Here is an 18708-nt window from a genome sequence, read left to right as displayed (position 1 = left end):
GCTATTCTAGTTTTTTAAATTGATCCATATGTTTCAACCTCTGGAGAAGTGTTGGGTGTGAATAGTTTACAAAAACATATGCAGGATGCGGTGTAAGGTTACTAAGGCTATCCACCGATAGCTTTTTAAGTGCTGATTGTAAAGCCGCAGGATTGTAGGTTGTGGAGGCATAAGCGTCTGCTTCATATTCATTCTTCCTACTAATCATGTTCATTAAAATACCTGTGAGTTTCGAAATTGGCGTATAAAGCAACGCAAATGCAACAAGATTTAAATGAACCGATAGGTCTTCTGCACCCAAGGCCATGGAAAGGCTTTCATTAAAAATAAGAAGAGATAAAATATATAATGTAACCGCCATTTGCACTACAGATATGGCCATGCCAACCATAATATGTTTCTTCTTAAAATGACCTACTTCATGCGCCAAAACAGCCACAAGTTCTTCATCTGATTGTTTTTCAATGAGCGTGTCGTAAAGCACAATTTTCTTTTTCTTCCCCATTCCAGAGAAAAAAGCATTCGCTTTACTAGACCTTTTAGAGCCATCAATTACAAAAATATTGTCTAAAGGAAATTTAACGCGTTCGGCATAGGCGTTAATTTTATCTCTCAATTCGCCCTCGGCCAAAGGAGTCAGTTTATTGAACAAAGGCAAAATGAGTGATGTATAGAAAACACTCATAAATAGTGAGAAAGTCGTAATAACGATAAGTGCATAAATCCAGAATTGCTCTTGCCATTCAAAAATTAACCACAGCAACACATAGCCCAAACCACCACCTAAAATAACGACCAACAAATAGCCCTTTAGCTTATCTGCCCAAAATGTTTTTAAGGAAGTTTTATTGAAGCCAAACTTTGCTTCAATCACAAAAGTAGAATATAGCTCAAAGGGTATATTAATAATGTCAGAAACCAAAAACAGAACACCAAAGAAGGCCAATGAATGCAACATTGGGCTTGTGAAATGAGCCGAAAGCCAAATATGCAAATCTCCGAAAAGCCCAAAAGCAATAATTAATACAGTAAGTGTTGTACTAAACGCGGTGGTAAGAAATGAGAATTTCGACCTGGCTTTGAAATATCGTTGTGATTTAGCGTATTCTTCTGGGGGATAAATACCTTTGAGTTCCTTTGGTAATTTACTTTTAGCTGATTTCATATTGAGGAAATCGAGCAGTTGATCAAAGAAATAATCAACCAAAACAATTCCTATAATCAGGTATAGTAGCTGTACCGAAGACATGCTAATTTAGTTTTTCGGGCAAGGAATGCTCCACTGGTCACGCGGAAGCCTCAAAGGTTTACCCCATTGAAATAAGTAAGATATGGAGATTTCATGAGCTCCTCCACTCGCATTACTCAATTCAGAGAGCGTGTAATCGTAGCTATAGCCGAAATTAAAGTCGCTGGTAGTAACCCCAAAAGAGAAAATCAACGCCTCATTATTAGGGAAGTTCTCGAAAGTTTTAATTGGCAATCCCCTGTATTGTAAACCCAAATTGATTGGCTCTAAGTGTAAAAAGAAACCGGCATCTAACTGACTAAATTCTCCTTGAGTTTTGTATTGAAAAATTGGAGTAATGCTTCTTTCCTTTCTTGTATAGGTAAGGTCTCTTCTTAGAGCTCCTTCCTTCAGCATAATTTTATACCCTCCATGAATACTAACACGCTGATTCAATGGGCTATCACCATCTAAAAGCGACTGATTTGGTTCTGTTAAATGTTGAACCGAAGCACCCAAAAATAAATTTCTTGAATAAAGAATTCCCCCAACTCCTAGGTCTAAATAATTAACATTCAAATTACTGCCCGTTACACTTGGGTCGCCTGGTAAGTTAGGGTCAAAGCCTGTAACTGGGTTAATCTGACTGGCGAAAACAAGGTCTGAGAAATTGGCATTCCGCATAAAATAATTGGCCTGAATACCCGGACGAAAAACGAGATTATCAGAAACTTTCAGTTGATAAGCGTAAGTAAGCCCAGCATTTGTGCTTTGCAAGCCAGCAACACCTTCACGATCAGTAGTTACAATAAACCCTACACCACTATTATATTTTTCCAAATAATGATCGGCATAAAATGAAAAGGTTACAAATGAGGCATCGAGCGATGGCCATTGGTTTCGGTAGTTAATTCCCAATCGGGTAAACCCCGAAGCACCAGTAAAAGCAGGGTTGATATACAAGGGTGCAGCATAGAACTGTGAGAACTGTGGATCCTGGGCTTTAACTTCTCCCAATCCTATTCCCAAAATGGCAATCAACAAAAATAAAGTTTTGCGCATTTAAACTTTTAACCTTTAACGCTTGAGTACCCTCAAACTATTGTGAAACGTAAAGTTATTTTTTTTCCTCGAAACCCAACACTCAAAGCTTACCTTACTAAGAGAATTCCCTTATCTTAGGGCTGACTTTAAGGAGCGATGAATATAATAAAAACTCCGTTAACCACGTAATAGGGTTATATTTTAGCTCCAGTGTTTTATTACTAGACATCATTTAGCGTGGTAAGAAAAACTCGCATTTTACTCCTTTTATTAGGAATCACTTTCTCGGTACTGACACAAGCTCAGAACTTTACACGTCATAATTGGTATTTCTCCAACAATGACCAAGCCCTTATTTTTGGTAAAGAACAAGCCGCAAGATCTTTTATAGCAGACGGAAAAATAGCTCAAACCAATGCAGGTGAAAAGCTAACCGCCACCGACCCGACTACTGGAGACCTATTATTTTACTCAGACGGAATCAATATTTATGACGCCACCCATGCCATTATGGAAAATGGAACTGGCCTAACCACAGACCCAAATGGTATTCAACCGTTGGCTTTAAGCCCAGTACCAGGTGTGGGAAATGAATCACGCTATTACGTTTTTCACCGTAATGTAACAGGTGAAATTCTGTACACTTTAGTGGATATGAGTTCGCAAGGAAACCGAGTAGATGGCCCTCCAGCAGGAGCAGTTGTAATAGGTAGTAAAAACCAACCCACAGGAATTATTAGCCGAGGCGATGGTATGCTTACCGTAGCTTCAGGTGATATGACTCAGTTTTGGCTGGTAACTCAGAATAGCACCAACGGAAACTTCGAAATCCACGAAATACCCGTAGCAGGTCAGCCATTCGACCCACAAGGTGCACCAACAGTATTAACAGCCAATGTTCAGGCTGCGCATTTATCACTCAACCCAATGGGTACCCAAATTGCAGTTCGCCCAAGCAATAATGTCAACATTCAAATTTTAGATTTTAACCGCGACACCCCAGAGCTGATGTTCAACCGTTCGGTAGCCAACTCGTTTGTTCCGAACCAAACCTTAACCGGTTCTATTGGCTGGTCGAATGACGGAACCAAACTTTACTTCAGTAGAAACTTAGCTAATTCAACTTCTGGCAACTTATACAGAATTGACTTATCTGACCCTATGGCTTCAGTAGAGCCCGTTTTCAGTAATCCAATAGGCGCGAGCCAAAGTGTAATGCTTGCACCAGACAGTTCGCTCTACCATATATATAAAGAAACCGCAGCTGGCCCCAGGTTATTGGCTAGAATTAACCAACCTGATAGCGCACTTACTGCATTAGACTACGAACCTTCTCTTTTTGACGAATTTGACCCTGCCTCTGATTATTTCCAGCAGTTTATGCCTCCGGCAGCTATTGGCCCAACGGTAACTATTTCAGATGATGGAGATTATTGCATGAACACTCCTGTTCAGTTTTATGTCAATATTGATCCATCAACAGCCATTCCAACTTCATATTCTTGGGATATTCAGCCTTTTGGAATTACCTCAAATGCCATTGCCCCTATTTTTACATTTGATCAAGCAGGAATGTACATGGCCACTCTTACCGTGGAATTTGATGGCATTGGCACAGTCATGTCCAATACCCTTATGGGTGAAATCATGGAAAACGACATTCAGGTATCGCTTCAAGACACCACTATTTGTGAAGGAGAAACCTTAACCTTAGACGCTGAACCTCAGAGCGGTGGTCAAGGGCAGCAAGGCGGAGCAACTGGCGGCCCATTTGAATACCGATGGAACACAGGAGAAACCACCTCTTCTATTGACGTTACAGACGCTGGCAATTACTGGGTCGTGATTACCCCTACAACAGGTTGCCCGATTTACGAAACGGTTGAAGTAAAAGTATATGGTGACGAAAACCCAACGGCCAATATTTGGTATTTTGGGAATGGCGCGGGAATAGATTTTAATGAAGTGGATGGACTGGCACCGCCTCCGCGAAGTATTACAACAGCACACGCCATGAACGCACCAGAAGGTACCTCCACCATATCTGATGCGAACGGCCAAGTGCTATTCTATACCAATGGAACATCAGTATGGAATGCCGACAATGGCGTAATGCCTAACGGAACTAAGATTGGTGGGGATTCTACCTCTACTCAAGCTGTGGTCATTGTTCCGTTTGAAGATGACGAAACACTCTTCTATGTATTTACTACAGAAGAAGTGCATGGTGACAACACCTATATGCTCAAATATTCTGTTGTTGACCTCAAAGAAGACAATGGATTAGGCGCAGTAATTTCAAAAGACAATGTGCTCTTTACCAGAAGCACAGAAAAATTGATCGCCTTAGAAGGCGCTGGTGGTTACTGGTTAATGGCACATGAGTATGGTACAAATACCTTTAGAGCATACCCCATTACAAACCAAGGGATTGGGCAACCAATCTTATCTTCCGTTGGGTCTGTTCACAGCATTAACGATGCTTTAAGCGGTCAAGCAGGAATGAAGTTTTCAGGTGATCGTTTACGTATTGCTGTTGCCTTGATTGAAGGTAATGAAGACTATGTAGAGCTTTTCAGTTTTGATGCCAATACTGGAGAAGTAACTGATTTATTGTATCAAATTGATTTAGGAGAAGGTGGGCCAGCGCTAAACGACCAAGTTTATGATGTCCACTTTTCAACAGGAGGCGACAAGCTTTTTGCTACCATGAACAACCGCAATGGCGGAGCGCCAGGAGGCAGAATATTAGAATACAGAATTGACTCTGCCTCGACTGAAGTTACGCGACTGGCTTCTAAAACCGATATTTCAACCAGTTCTACTGTTACCGTAAACTACGGTGCCATTCAAACTGGCCCTGATGGACAATTGTATGTGGCCATGGAAATTCCTGGCAACCCAGCAGGAACTCCATTTATTGGTTCCATTAATGTGAATGAAGACACCGCTGCGGTTTCTTCTTTCAACCAAATGCAAGTTCCATTAACTACAGGCAATTCGCGATTAGGGCTACCTAACTTTGTTCAGAATAATGTGAACCCACCAATGGAACCTTCAATGTCGGCTCCAGACAGTACTTGTGTAGAAGAGAGAATAGAACTTTCGGGAGTTGGCACCTCTGATATTGACGAGTTCTTATGGACGATTATTGACGATGCGAACACCACTGTATTTAGTGCTTCTGGACAAGATACGGCCTATGTTTTCCCTCAAGGACAAGCGGGCAGGTTTGACATTTCGTTGAACATCTCTAACCGCTGTGGCTTCGATACTACATTCGTTCAAACCATTGATGTATTCGAGATTCCACCAAGGCCAGCCGTACCTACTGCAGTTGTGCTTTGCGAAGGCTCTAGCCATGATTTAGATGCTTTGGGAGGAGAGCCTGACGATCCGACTTTAAGTTTTGAATGGACGAACAGTCAAGGCGCAGTAGTGAGTAACTCAAGGTATTATTCGGTGACTGAAGAAGAAATTTATACCATCACCATTACTAGTGTTGGTGGCGGAGGTTGTGTTTCCAGTGCCGAAGTTTACGCTGCACCTCCTTTCGAAATTGAATTACCCGAAACCGCCAATCTTTGTGAAGGCGAGTCGCTGACCTTAGATCCAAACGTGAACGCCAACAACTACATCTGGACAAGAATTAACCCTGACAATTCAACAACTACACTACCTAACCAAAGAACTGCTACGGTCGATAGTAGCGTTCCAGGTATATTCACTTATGTAGTTTCCATTGAAGACCCAATTGAACCAGGCTGTTTTGCCAATGATTCGACTGTAGTTACCATTAATGGATCACCAAATTTGTCATTAGTGAGTTCTCAAGATGCTAGTTGCCCACAAGTAGGGCCAACTCCTGATGGCGAATTTGTATTCAATATCGCAGGAACAGGAAATTACAGCTATACCGTAAGTAATGCCACAGGCGCTACAGTAGCCCAAAGCAATTCGGTAAACGGACCAAATGATGTATCAGTAACGGGTTTAGACGGAGGTATTTATTCTGTTAATGTAACAGATAATAGTACAAACTGTACAGATGAACTCACAGGCATTGAAATTCAGAACAACAACTTCAATATTATTGAACCCGTGGTAACGGCTGATGCCACCTGCGATACTGCCGATGGAAGTATTACTATTACTTTAGATGATGCTAGCGTTTTCCCTGTTTCCTATGTACTGACAAGAGATGAAGCAGGATTTACACCTTTATCAGGAAACGCTGTGGCAAATGGCTTTGTAATTTCAGGTCTTGAAGGGGGCACTTACAGTATTGAAGTAACCTCGACAGCTTTGGGTTGTACTGCTACCGCTTCGGGTATTGTGGTAAACCAACCAACGGATGTTCAAAACCTGCAAATTTCTGGCACTACAGAAGTGTGCGATATAAGCCCAAGCACAACACTGACTGCAACTTCGAATAATGGCACAAACTATACATGGATTGGCCCCAGCGGACCAGCAGGCAATACAGCCAGTATTACCGTAACCGAGTCTGGCACCTATACCGTTACTGCAGATGCACCAGGCGTAGCCTGCCCTACTTCTGAATCGGTTATTGTAACACTCACCGTTCAGCCAGATGTAGAAATTATTCAGATTGGAGACGTTTGTGACGGCACCTTGGTATTGGAGGCTCAAATCAACAATGAGAACCCGACTGCTACCTACAACTTTGCTTGGTCTACGGGCGAAAACACCAGAAGCATTACAGTAAGCGCTGATGGCACTTATGATGTAACCGTAAGAGAAGCGGGTGACTTAACTTGTACTGGAACATACTCAGAAACCATTGATTTCCCTGAAGAATTGGAGGCTACTTTGAGTTCAAGCCCAGCTTGTGATGACGGACAACCAATAACACTTACTGTAGACGTTCTATCTGGAAATGCCACTAACTTCACTTGGACTCGTAATGGTCAAGCTGCAGGAACTGGCAACCCGTTGGTAGTAAATGAAGAAGGGTCATATACAGTTACTATTAGCGACAACAGCGGTTGCTCAATTGAAAGAAGTATTTTGATTCGTAGAAGCGTAATTCCAGAAGGGCTTTTACCTGACTTGGAATACTATTGCTCAACCTCTTCTAATGTACTTACAGTAACAGCTGGTATTGGTTTTGAAACTTATGAGTGGACTTTAGATGGACAACCTTTAGCCCATTCAGACCAAGACCTGGTCATTGCTGCGCCAGGCATTTACCAAGTAACCATGACTACAGCTACTGGTTGTGTAAGAGTGGATCAAATGGAGATTATTGAAAGTTGTGACCCTGTCATACTTGCTCCTAACGTAATTGTACCAGAGGGCAATCCACCAAACAACGTATTCTCAGTGGTTCCAAACGGTTTTGTCTCCGACTTCCAGATTTTCATTTACAGTCGTTGGGGAGAATTGATTTACCAAAGTAGCGCACTAGAGTTCCAATGGAATGGTACTTTTAATGGTCAGCTGGTTCCAATAGGCACCTATCCTTATGTGATTAAATTCAGAAGTAGATTCCAACCAGAGAGAGGTGAGTTCGAACAAAGAGGAGCGATAACCGTAGTTCGTTAGTCCGTAAATAATTGCTATTTTCGGGAATGACACGCTACATTTTCACCCTATCATTTCTATTTCTTTTTACTTTTTCTAATGCTCAAGAAAAGAAAAGGGCAAGAGATTACGGAATTGAAATTGGGGTAATGGCAGTGGGAAATCTAAATGCCATTACGGATGTAATGGGGGTGAAAGTTGGTCATCAAACACTCATTAAAGGTGATAGTATTCGAACTGGCGTAACCGCCATTTTACCCCATTCAGGAAATATATTTCAAAACAAAGTGCCTGCCGCCATTTACATTGGAAATGGCTTTGGTAAACTGGCCGGCATCAGTCAGGTGCAGGAACTAGGAAACCTAGAAACCCCCATTATTCTTACAAACACATTAAGTGTTCCCATGGGCATTCAGGGAACCGTAAAATACACATTGGCTTTAGAAGGAAATGAAAGCATCCAGTCTGTAAATGCGGTAGTAGGCGAAACTAATGACGGCTATTTAAATGACATTCGAGGAATGCATGTTTCTGAAAATGATGTGATTGCCGCTATTGAAAATGCAAAAACGGGCATCGTTCCTGAAGGAAATGTTGGCGCTGGAACGGGCACAGTCGCTTTTGGTTTTAAAGGGGGAATCGGCACTTCGTCTAGAAAATTACCAGAATCCTTGGGTGGATATACCGTAGGTGTTTTGGTGCAAACTAATTTTGGAGGGGTACTCACCATCAATGGCGCACCAGTTGGAAAAGAACTCGAACAATTTCCCTTTTCAAGTGCCATCAAAAAAAGCGATGGCTCTTGTATGATTGTAGTCTTAACCGATGCCCCATTAGACGCTCGCCAACTAGAACGTGTAGCTAAAAGGGCCATGATGGGCTTGGCCAAAACAGGCGGCATTGCCTCAAATGGCAGTGGAGATTACGTTATAGCAGCCTCCACCGCAGAATCCATGCGAATTCCTTACCAAACTAGAGATAAGTTTGACACAGGTGATGTACTAAGAAATGACCACATGAGCTCTATTTTCATGGCAACAATAGAAGCGACAGAAGAAGCCATTATTAATTCGCTTTTTATGGCCGAAACCTCAAAAGGAAAAGATGGGCATACAATTCAACAATTACCAATGGAAAAGGTAATGCCCATACTCCAGAAATATGGGGTTATTAAGTAAACCAAAAGATTCCGACTGTTTTATATGATGGTATAATAACGAGCCAACCTCAGGCTAATACTAGGTCTTATACTTCTATCTTTTTACTCACCATCTTCTCATAAGTATTTTTCAACCAAATAATATTGTTTTGAGATGACGGTCGATTCCATATCTTTATCAATTCAATCGGATTCGACTAGTGCTATTATTGAGGAAAACATATGTATTGTTTTTTCTACTCCTTTTAGGCCATTCTTGCTTTGCGCAGAATGACAGTTGGGGTAGAGAATTCTATGTAAGCCTGTTTCCGCATGACGAGCCTCAAAAAGAGGTTTATTTCCATTTTAGAGCCGAAAAGCCAAGTACAGTTGAAGTCAACTTTGCCAATAAACAAAGCGTAACCCACAACCTTCCTGTTGGCCAGTCAAGCTTTAAGTTAACTTCAGAACAAGCCCGACTTATTACAACTTCTGTGTCTAATGGCGCTAATGTCAATGCCTCAGCCCAAGTAATTTCCGACAATAAAGTCATCTTTGCATTTAGTAATTCAGGCAGTTTCAGTGCCGATGCTACCATTGCCACTCCTTTAATTTCAGCCGGACATCACTATATCGTTGCCGATGATTGGGAAGGAGGCCTTAATCCTCCCTACACTAGTCAGGTAAATATTATAGCTACTGGCGGCAAAACCGTACTGAAAATAATTCACCCCGATGGAACTGAAAAAGCCTTGTTTCTCGATGCCATGTCTACCTATACCATCGAATCAACCAGTGACCTTTCCGGTTTAGAAATTATCGTATCCAAAGATCAAACTATCGTTCCTAGCAATGGGCCACCTCCACCTCCTGGCGGAGTAGGGCTTCCTCCTATTTACTGTAACCCTGTAATTGTTTATACCGGAAGTCAAAAGCGTTCATTCGGTCACTGCCCATTTCCTTCTGCCGCCAGCCATATTGTAGAATCTCTCTCGCCCTTATCTACTATTGGCACAGAATACGTTTTAACCCGCCTACTGGGCAGAGAAGAAAAAAAATTCTCATACAGCTATATGGCAACTGAAAACAATACCACTATACAAGTAACCAATCAGTTCAGTACAGCAACAAAGGTTTTTGAGAAGGGAGAAACATTTATGCTTTCAGATGACGACCCATTATATATTAAGGCCGACAAACCCATTTTAGTCACGCAGCAAGCATCAGCGCAAGATGGTTGTGACGCATTCACACCTCCCGTCTTAGGTAATGCAATGGGCTCTCCTTTTTCAATTACCCTATCACCTTTTGAGCAAGGCATTGAAGAAACTGTAGTCGAGATTGTGGAGACCAAAGACATCGTTAATCAGTTTTTAAACATCGCTATCCCTACAGCAGATGCCCCAAATTTCAGCATTTCGCCAAGCCCTGGCGCAGTTAATTTTACAGAAATAGGAGGTAGTGGCTTCTCTTATGCCACCGTAGCAGTAACACCAGGTGTAGCCTATCGACTGAAAGCTGGCACAGGTAAATTTACGGTTACCGAATACGGATTTGGCCCGAGTACAAGCTATGGTCAAAACCCTTTTCAGAACTTAAACAATCTTAGTTTCGAGGTGGCCATCAACGATCAACAATTGGGTATAGTAAAAGAAAATGCCTGCCTAAACTCCGAACTTGAGTTTAGCTTAAACTACCTCAAACCAGGACTTGAAAGTACTTACAGTCATATTGAATGGGATTTTGGTGACGGCACCACCGCAGAAGGAGTCAGCGTAAATAAGATTTATGATGATGCTGGCCTATATAGAATTTCGGCCAAGGTTTTTACCGATGAAGACATTTGCTTAACTACCCATACTTTAATCCGAGAAGTAGAAGTACATGAAATAAAAGCCGAAAGAATAGAAGGCCCCACATCACTTTGTCCTTTCTCTGAAAATATGGTGTATACCTTAATCAAAGAAGGAGACTATTTTTACAATTGGGAAGTCATTGGGGGAACAATTGTAGGTGCCGACAACCAAGAAACGGTAACTATTAATTGGGGCGCGCCAAATCCACAGGCAATGGTTAGGGTCTATGTGTCTGATGAATTCAGTTGCACTATTCCTGCAATAGAGCTAGAAGTAGTATTGGAAGCCAAAGATGAACTAAGCCCAGACAAACCCTTTGGAAGTACCGAAGTTTGTTTTCAAGAGAAGACCAAGCAAATCTATTATACTCCTCAAATCACAGGTGCTACTTTTGAATGGCATGTAGAAGGAGGAATTATATCTTCTGGCCAAAACACAAATCAGATTGAAGTGAACTGGACGCAACCAAGTGGGAAAGTGTCTTATACCCTATTTCAAAACTCTTGCTATGGAACTTCCGAAGCACTAAATGTTTTGGTTTACGAAGACATTTCCTTCGACATTCAAACTTCTGACCTTTCGTGTTTTGGTGCCGATGACGGCAAAGCCAGCGTATCCATTCAAGGAGGTAAGGCCCCATATTCTATAAGCTGGAGCAATGGTAAAGATTTAACACCGAATGTAAGCGATTTGGCCGCTGGAGAATATGAAGTAACTGTAACAGACGCAATTGGCTGCAGCTTAACCCAAACCTTTGATATCTCATCTCCTCAGCTTTTAACAGCCGATGTGCAAGAATTTAAATTTTGTAACGGAGACGCTGACGGTATTGTAAGCATAATTCCCAAAGGAGGCACTGCTCCTTTCACCTATCATCTTTTTGCTAGCACTAGCGCCAGCAATTACGATGTAACACAACCAGAACCTTTATTTGACAAGCTTTTTGCTGGTATTTATACTTTAGTGGTGACAGACAAAAATGGTTGTACTTCTAATCATTATGTGGAACTAGTAGACCCCGCTCCGCTTCAGTTACGGGTAAGCGACAATGTCGCCATTTGCCCACAGCAACAAGACGGGACCATAACGATTAGTGTAACTGGCGGTACCGAACCTTATACCTATCAATGGTCGACACAACCCAGTGTAAATGCCCCAACCATTTATGATGTGGGCAAAGGAACTTATCAGGTAGTTGTAACTGATGCTAATGGTTGCACTATTTCCAAAGAAATCAAAAAGGAAGAAACTTACCCTAAGCTATTTGTTCCAAATATTTTCACTCCAGATGGCGATGGCATTAACGACACCTTCAAGCCAATATCCCCTTGCATCGTCAATTATCAAATCACTATTTTCAACCGATGGGGGCAGCCCATTTTCATCTCTGAAACTGGTGGAGAATGGGACGGCACACAAGACGGCAAAGAGCTTCCGGCTGGCACCTACATTTATAGAATCGATTACTATGACCCTATCAACCCAGAATTAGCCGCACAAACCAAAGGCAGGGTGGTGATGTATAAGTAAGTGGGACTATAAATCACTATTTAGCTTAAACTGAATTAGTACAGGGTTTTGTTCTTGCTCTAAAGCTAATAGAGGTGGCACTAACTCTGGATAATTCACCTCAAATTGCTCCCACTCTTCAGGGTATACTTTTTTCAAGGCACCGATACCTAGTGAAGATAGGCTCGAAACATATGTTCCATCTGGCAGCACTGTTTTTGGGGCGTTTATCATTTTGAATAGGAGATCTTCCGACACGTCATTCTCATTAAAGGCATGACCATTCTTCCTATTGTAAATCAAATGTCTATTTCTTCTTTCATACATCACTCCCTGAAAAAGGAAGCTATCATCGTAAAACAAGGACGTATTTAGCCAAGATATATCTATTGAGTTTAACTTATTGAAATCAAACCCATGTGGCCATTCATTACCGTCAAAATCAAACCTGATACTTTGATCTATTTTACCAGTTTCGATATTCAGAAGATGTAAAGTGTCAGAAAAAGCATGTGCATAAAATCCTGAATCACCATTTCCAGCAAAAAGCCCAGAAAATCCTACAGAAGATTGGATTGATTTAGGATAAGGAAAGTATTTCTTCAACACCTTACCTTTCATGTCTGTAATCAAAACATTTTTATAACCTGAAACATCTCTAGGGTTATAATTGGTATAAAAAGCGAGCTTATCGTTACCAAGTAGACTAAATCGACTCGAATAGAAATCTAGTTTTACTCTTTCTATATGCTCACCCGATGTAACGTAAACCTGAATAGCCAGTTGTTCAGGACAGTACATATAGAGTTTCTTTGAAACCTCATCGATATCAAAATCAACTGCCTCTCTATACTCTCCAGGCCCATCTCCTTCTGTTCCTATTTGATACTTAAAATTGCCTTGCGAATCAAATACGAATAGTTTCTGTATCTGTCTATCCAGTACAAAGTACTGATCCTCAAAAAATTTAACTTGATTAGCACCAGCCATAAGCAAGTTATCGTTGGTCTCTAGCGAAACAATTTGAACATTCTTAAAGAGCTGTTGACTAGCCACTGGCTCCTTCAAATTGGGTTTAGCAGCGTTAATCGTAATAAATCTTTCGTTTTTAACTTCAGGCTTTGAGCAACTAAAAACGGCCAATGTGATTAGGAAGAGCCACCAAGCTTTATAATTCATGATCCTATGGTTTAGAATAATCCCTTTATTTGAGTCCAAACACATCAAATACCAACTGGTCCTCATCTGGCTGATACTCAATTTGACGTGAAAAGTGCAGACCTTCTTTACTTACAAAAGCTGTTTCATACTCATACATTCCTTCAGGCAAGTCCAGCTCATCCATCTTCTCAAAATTTGAATTGGTCACGATGATGGATAGCTTAAAACTCCTTCTCCCTTTCTCATATTGTTCAGCCGTTCTTTCATGGAGAGCAACCCGATAATAAACATCCTTATAAGGGTCGTAAATGAAGTTCACATAAAAACCTTGCATATTGGTAAGGTCGGAAAGTTCATTAAAACTATAGCCATACAAAGTAGGCGTGTCTCTGCGCTTAGGGAGCGGCTTCATCTCTCTCATGTATTCAGATTTTACCGACTTACTTTCTTGAATGCTATCCAAATCGATGACCGAGACAATGTCTATTTCTGGATTTTTAGTGTAGCTCAAACTGAACTCTTGAGTGTTAGGGTTAAATGCCAAAGAAGAGGCAAATGGAGTATAAACTCCCCAGAAATTATTCAACATTAAAGGTTGCGGAAGCGAATGGTACTCTCGTTCTCCCGTCCTCAAATTCAACTCAATCATATAGATCAGTCGCTGATCATCAAAAGGATTTGCTCCTGCATTCTGGACAGAAATAAAAAGTCGATCACCATTTTTAAAAGCTTGGGAAAGGGGTGACACCATCATGTGAAACCCTTGTTTTGACTGTTCTTCACTATCTTCCCCTATTCCAACATCATAGGAGCGTAATTTCTCACCTTTAGCATTCATTAAGTGTACTCTACTTTGCCAGTGGTTAAAAAAGAAAATGGAATCTGAGTTTTGCATAAAATGCCCCATATTCGTAATTGTTCCAATTCCTTCTGGGCCATCTTTCAGAAAGCCTATCTGCTTTTCTATTTTACCTGACGAGTAATCAAAAACGTTTACACTGACATTAAAGTGATTAAAGATTGACAGTTTGGTAACTCCATCCTGTTCAAAAGTTAAGATGGACTGGTTATATGGCGCCAATGTACTGTCCAAGTAAAAGACCTTTTCTCCTATTTTCTCAAGTTCAAATTTGCCAAAGGCATCATCATTTACATTGTCCTTCTGTGTTGAACAACCCCAGAAGGTTAGCAAAAACACTATTAAAAAATACTTTTTATTTGAGTTCATAATTTCAAACGACATTCGACTAATATTTAGGAGAAGTAATTCTCTTTTAGTGCTTAAAATTAAAAGACATGATCATTGGGTTTTCTGAAGCCAAGGCTTTTTCTATGGATTGACTGCCTTTTATGACCTTCTCGAATTGAGGGTTTTTGGATAGAATATACCTGAGATTATCAGCATCAATAGCCACATAAACGCGTTCGTTTTCAACCAAGATTGGAAGAATAGAGTCTTGTAAACCTTCTCCTATTTGAAGGTCTAGATATTGAGCTTCCCCTGATTTTTTATCTATCACTACGCCCAGTGTTCGATATGTAGGCAACATTGTCATTTTACCAAAAATCCAATTATCAGATTCTATACTCGTAAAATATATCAATGCCTCGGCCTTCCCTTTCAGGTTGTCTATAAATTCAAAAAACTCATGATCGGTTTGTAGTTCATTTGCGAAATGCCAATACTTGCCAAATTCAAATCGATAAGCTGGACTTGCTTTGTGTTCAGGGGAGATACTATATACAGTATCGCTAAAGCCAGGTCTGTAGTGTATGTCTCTGCCAACTTTACTAAAAACAACCGTATTTCCGAGTAGCAAAGATTTAGGTTTTTTAAATGGCACTAAGCCTATTTCTAAATCAAAATTCGCATTGGTTGCAATCACATTCGCACGAACAGTGTCATCTACCAATGTGTAATTAGCATTGAATAAATATCCATCTCCTTGTACAGTAAAATGAGCTGCCGCAAAACCCAATCGCATTGCCGAGTCATAGCCCCAGTCTTTCGTCCACTTAGTAATTCGTTGACGCTTGCCGTCAAGCAACAAAACTTGATCATCTATAATTGTTAAACCGGTAATGGATGGGTATTCCCTCGGCCCCATTCCTCGCTCGGATAGGTGAGAAATATATTCTCCGTCTCTATTAAAGCGTATCGCTTTTCCATGACCTCCAGTCACAACGATCAAATCATCCCCATCAGGAATAATTTGATCCACATAACCAAACATCGAATTTTCGCTTTCTTCCAAAACCGTAATTTCTACATCCTTTACCGCATCGAACAAAGAAGTACGTTCGCCATCAAGGTCTACCTCGTATACTTTCAAAGCTGTCGTTTCTTCTTTTTCAACAGTGCAAGAGGAGATTATGATTAAGGAAAATAAGTAAAAGAGATTGACGGGCTTGAGGTGCACAAGATTAAATTTTTTCACCTAATAAGTTAGGCGAAAAAGATCATTTTTGAAATGATTCTACCTTCTCATTTATTGTTTGGTCTCATAACCCATCTTCTGCTGGGCATAAACAAACATTCCAAAAGCTTAAAGCTTTTGGAATGTTGATGGAAACATCAGATGACAATTTGAAAGGCGTCCTAAATTGGTTTATTGATTATTCTTATAGGATCAGTCTTGAGGAGACGATCAGACTAGTGAAGAAAAACGCAATAACTTCAACTATGTCTAATCTACAAGAATAAGAGTTTATCAACTCTAGCGTGCATTTGTCAGCAAACTACTATCACTTCTAGCATCCGATGATCAACAGTTGATCATAGATCATCCTCACAAGAGCACTGCAGCTGTGGTCTAGCAAAATAATAAGCACACTGGCAATCGAAAAAATTTACATTACCTCCAAAAAGGCTTCTTTTTTTCCAAGTGGCATAGCCGTTTTGGCAGCATGGTTCTGGTTCTTTTAACATCGTATTCTCACTGTCTAAACTGTGTGATGATGTAATTGAAGTCATTGTAAAAATGACAAATGATATCATTAAGATCTTCTTCATAATATTTTATTTATTGGTCTGTTGAACATTCACATTGTACGGGGTCTCTTCCTTTTTGTGCTGTGCATTGGCAATCAACAAAATTCACACCTTGACCCCAAATCCAACTAGGTTTTTTCCAAGTCTTATAGCCATTTAAACAGCAAGGCTCTTCTAACTCTTTTAACACATGATTTTCACTATCTACGCTATCCGATGTTGTAATGGAAGTCATCGAGAAGAGTACTAACAACACAATTAAGATTTTTTTCATGATTTTTTTATTTTAACTCGATTGAATAATTATATAGCATGATTCTTCATAGTCGCAGTAGCTATTCAGACCACCTCGCCTCTTATTTTAAACCCACTAAAATTGAATTAATTTCCGAAAAAGGTAGACACTAAATAAAGTTGTCATCAGAGATCTTCATATTATCATTAACCTTTAAGGCTTATGGTTTGATATTGTACATAACTAAAGGCATGTCTTCATTCAATGGATCAACTGCGATCAAAGTCTTGTTATCTTCAGTTACAGTCAATGCTTTTATGGGACGGTCTAGTTTTATTATCTTATGCAAGCTTCCCTCCCATGTAAAAACGTGAATTTCTGTTGGAATATCATAATTTAATTTCTCCAGTTCAATATCGTCAAAACCTATATAGCTTGCGTATATAAAATCTTTCGTTGAACAAATCCCATTATAATGCAACACCGTTTCATCTGACGTAATACTCTCTCGTAAATAAAATATGGGTTCTTCTGTATCAGGAAAACTATAGGTTTTAACGAGGGCTCCTTCATAGTTATAAATTTCAAGTTGCTTAAAATACTCATTAACAACAGCTATCCTTTTAGCCTCTCTATTGACAGTCATCTTATTACTGTACAAATACCCCCTATCTCTATCGGTCGGTAATGGCTTTTTAGTTTTTGGTATAAAATCAGTATACTTGATCGATTCCGTATTCGTGTTGTAGAAAAACAATTTGCCCTCACGAATTCCGCCAGATCCAACAACATGATCTTCGTCAAGAAAGATTGCCAGCTGAGCATTAATTAATTCAGGAGGAAAAACCACATACTGACTGAAATTGGCAATGTCGTTGGCTAAAATATTCTCTAAGCTCAACTTTATGAGACGCTTTTTACCAAAATCGTAAAACTCAAAACTTTCAGTATTCTCGATATCCTGATGAACTGCGGTTGGACCGAACGATATCTCATTTGGCCCCATTCCTTTTTTCCCAAACGACACTATAAATTCTAAGGTGTGTCTATTAAACACTTTGTACACCATGCTATCTGCGTCATCTTGGATAATGATTAGGTCACCAAAAGTATTGAGAAAACCTGGAAGAAAGACTTCACCTGATGAGAAAGCTTTTGGTTGCCCTACTAATTCAATAGCTTCCCCGTTCTTGTCTGGGCTAAAAACTTGTGCTTTAGATGACTTTATATCACAAAACAATAAGGCGTAAAAAACACCTGCCACTAAAGAATATTTTGATATTTTCATTGATTCAATACTTTAAAGAATTGTTTCTCTTTCTCTTCATTAAAAACTGGTGAACCGAGGAATAAGATCTTATTTCTTTCATCTAAAATCATTGTATGTTCCGCTTTCACATCTATAAGATCATTGGAGTCAGTAAATTTATACTCAGGATCTAAATATATTGGCATTTTCAAAAAATCCTTTTTCAGTACATTATACTCAAAATAGAAGTCATGTTGCCCCTGAGCAATGAAAACATAATTAACATCTTCATCAGACATATGTTTATCAATAAATGCTTGCCAATCTTTTAATTCCTGTATGCACCTTGAGCACGTACCATCAACAATATTGACTATCGTCTTCTTGTTATTAAGCACTTCTCTGTTTTTAGATGCGTCATTATATGCTATTAGATGTTCATTTAAATCGACAACCTTATCTTTCAGGTGTGGATAATCTATCAAATAGTCTTTTTCTTGATTACCACATGAAACAGTGAATAATAATAATAATAATAAATATAGGGAGTATCTCATAAAAAAAATTTAAAGTAACCACTCAAAAAAAGTGGTTACTCAGTTCACTAATCAACAGGGCATGAACATGCTATCGGGTCGTTGCCTTTATGCCAAGAGCACCCGCAATGTTGAAAATTCTTATCTGCTTCCAAAGGGTTAGGGTCTTCCCATAACTTGTATCCATTTAAACAACACTCATTAGGATTTTCA

The 18708-nt window shown here is 39.9% G+C and carries 11 protein-coding genes; 3 read left to right on the top strand and 8 right to left on the bottom strand.

Features of this window, described 5'->3' with window-relative positions; all coding sequences use genetic code 11:
• Position 1 precedes the first annotated feature (1 nt).
• Complete coding sequence (locus MB14_RS06930; protein WP_062590834.1) at positions 2–1249, bottom strand: M48 family metallopeptidase; 1248 nt, start codon at positions 1247–1249, stop codon at positions 2–4.
• 6 nt (positions 1250–1255) lie between these two features.
• A complete protein-coding gene (locus MB14_RS06925; protein ID WP_062590832.1) occupies positions 1256–2290 on the bottom strand; it encodes a PorP/SprF family type IX secretion system membrane protein in 1035 nt (344 codons plus the stop codon).
• Positions 2291–2509: 219 nt separating this feature from the next.
• On the opposite strand from MB14_RS06925, the gene MB14_RS06920 reads away from it, so the two are divergent.
• The 3 genes from MB14_RS06920 (at position 2510) to MB14_RS06910 (ending at position 12343) form a co-directional block, all read left to right on the top strand.
• Positions 2510–7840 (top strand): T9SS type B sorting domain-containing protein, encoded by a 5331-nt coding sequence (locus MB14_RS06920; RefSeq protein ID WP_062590830.1) that lies wholly within the window; start codon positions 2510–2512, stop codon positions 7838–7840.
• Between the two features lie 26 nt (positions 7841–7866).
• A complete protein-coding gene (locus MB14_RS06915; protein WP_062590828.1) occupies positions 7867–8997 on the top strand; it encodes a DmpA family aminopeptidase in 1131 nt (376 codons plus the stop codon).
• Positions 8998–9205: 208 nt separating this feature from the next.
• On the top strand, positions 9206–12343 hold the full coding sequence (locus MB14_RS06910; protein ID WP_062590826.1) for a T9SS type B sorting domain-containing protein: 3138 nt from the start codon (positions 9206–9208) through the stop codon (positions 12341–12343).
• Positions 12344–12349: 6 nt separating this feature from the next.
• Here MB14_RS06910 and MB14_RS06905 read toward each other — a convergent pair whose 3' ends face one another.
• From MB14_RS06905 to MB14_RS06885, 6 genes are all read right to left on the bottom strand, one after another.
• Entirely contained in the window at positions 12350–13501 is a 1152-nt protein-coding gene (locus MB14_RS06905; RefSeq protein WP_062590824.1) for a DUF4934 domain-containing protein, read from the bottom strand.
• A gap of 25 nt (positions 13502–13526) precedes the next feature.
• Complete coding sequence (locus MB14_RS06900; RefSeq protein ID WP_084375992.1) at positions 13527–14726, bottom strand: DUF4221 family protein; 1200 nt, start codon at positions 14724–14726, stop codon at positions 13527–13529.
• A 31-nt stretch (positions 14727–14757) separates the two neighbouring features.
• Positions 14758–15816 carry a DUF4934 domain-containing protein gene (locus MB14_RS06895; protein WP_221405470.1) on the bottom strand — a complete coding sequence of 353 codons (1059 nt, stop codon included), beginning with the start codon at positions 15814–15816 and terminating at the stop codon, positions 14758–14760.
• Positions 15817–16506: 690 nt separating this feature from the next.
• A complete protein-coding gene (locus MB14_RS18925) occupies positions 16507–16749 on the bottom strand; it encodes a hypothetical protein (protein WP_132644124.1) in 243 nt (80 codons plus the stop codon).
• Positions 16750–16930: 181 nt separating this feature from the next.
• Complete coding sequence (locus MB14_RS06890; protein WP_062590816.1) at positions 16931–17998, bottom strand: BF3164 family lipoprotein; 1068 nt, start codon at positions 17996–17998, stop codon at positions 16931–16933.
• A complete protein-coding gene (locus MB14_RS06885) occupies positions 17995–18516 on the bottom strand; it encodes a redoxin family protein (protein WP_062590814.1) in 522 nt (173 codons plus the stop codon). The genes MB14_RS06890 and MB14_RS06885 overlap by 4 nt, the downstream gene beginning before the upstream one ends.
• Between the last annotated feature and the right edge of the window lie 192 nt (positions 18517–18708).

Origin of the sequence: Roseivirga ehrenbergii (assembly GCF_001593005.1) — a bacterium.
Taxonomy (GTDB): Bacteria; Bacteroidota; Bacteroidia; order Cytophagales; family Cyclobacteriaceae; genus Roseivirga; species Roseivirga ehrenbergii.
The sequence above is the reverse complement of the archived record's forward strand: the minus strand, read 5'-3'. Positions and strand labels throughout refer to the sequence as shown.

What these genes read in the sequence shown, in the direction of transcription:
- MB14_RS06930 (WP_062590834.1), bottom strand. Translation starts at nt 1,249, where the DNA reads ATGTCTTCGGTACAGCTACTATACCTGATTATAGGAATTGTTTTGGTT.
- MB14_RS06925 (WP_062590832.1), bottom strand. Translation starts at nt 2,290, where the DNA reads ATGCGCAAAACTTTATTTTTGTTGATTGCCATTTTGGGAATAGGATTG.
- MB14_RS06915 (WP_062590828.1), top strand. Translation starts at nt 7,867, where the DNA reads ATGACACGCTACATTTTCACCCTATCATTTCTATTTCTTTTTACTTTT.
- MB14_RS06905 (WP_062590824.1), bottom strand. Translation starts at nt 13,501, where the DNA reads ATGAATTATAAAGCTTGGTGGCTCTTCCTAATCACATTGGCCGTTTTT.
- MB14_RS06900 (WP_084375992.1), bottom strand. Translation starts at nt 14,726, where the DNA reads ATGTCGTTTGAAATTATGAACTCAAATAAAAAGTATTTTTTAATAGTG.
- MB14_RS18925 (WP_132644124.1), bottom strand. Translation starts at nt 16,749, where the DNA reads ATGAAAAAAATCTTAATTGTGTTGTTAGTACTCTTCTCGATGACTTCC.
- MB14_RS06890 (WP_062590816.1), bottom strand. Translation starts at nt 17,998, where the DNA reads ATGAAAATATCAAAATATTCTTTAGTGGCAGGTGTTTTTTACGCCTTA.
- MB14_RS06885 (WP_062590814.1), bottom strand. Translation starts at nt 18,516, where the DNA reads ATGAGATACTCCCTATATTTATTATTATTATTATTATTCACTGTTTCA.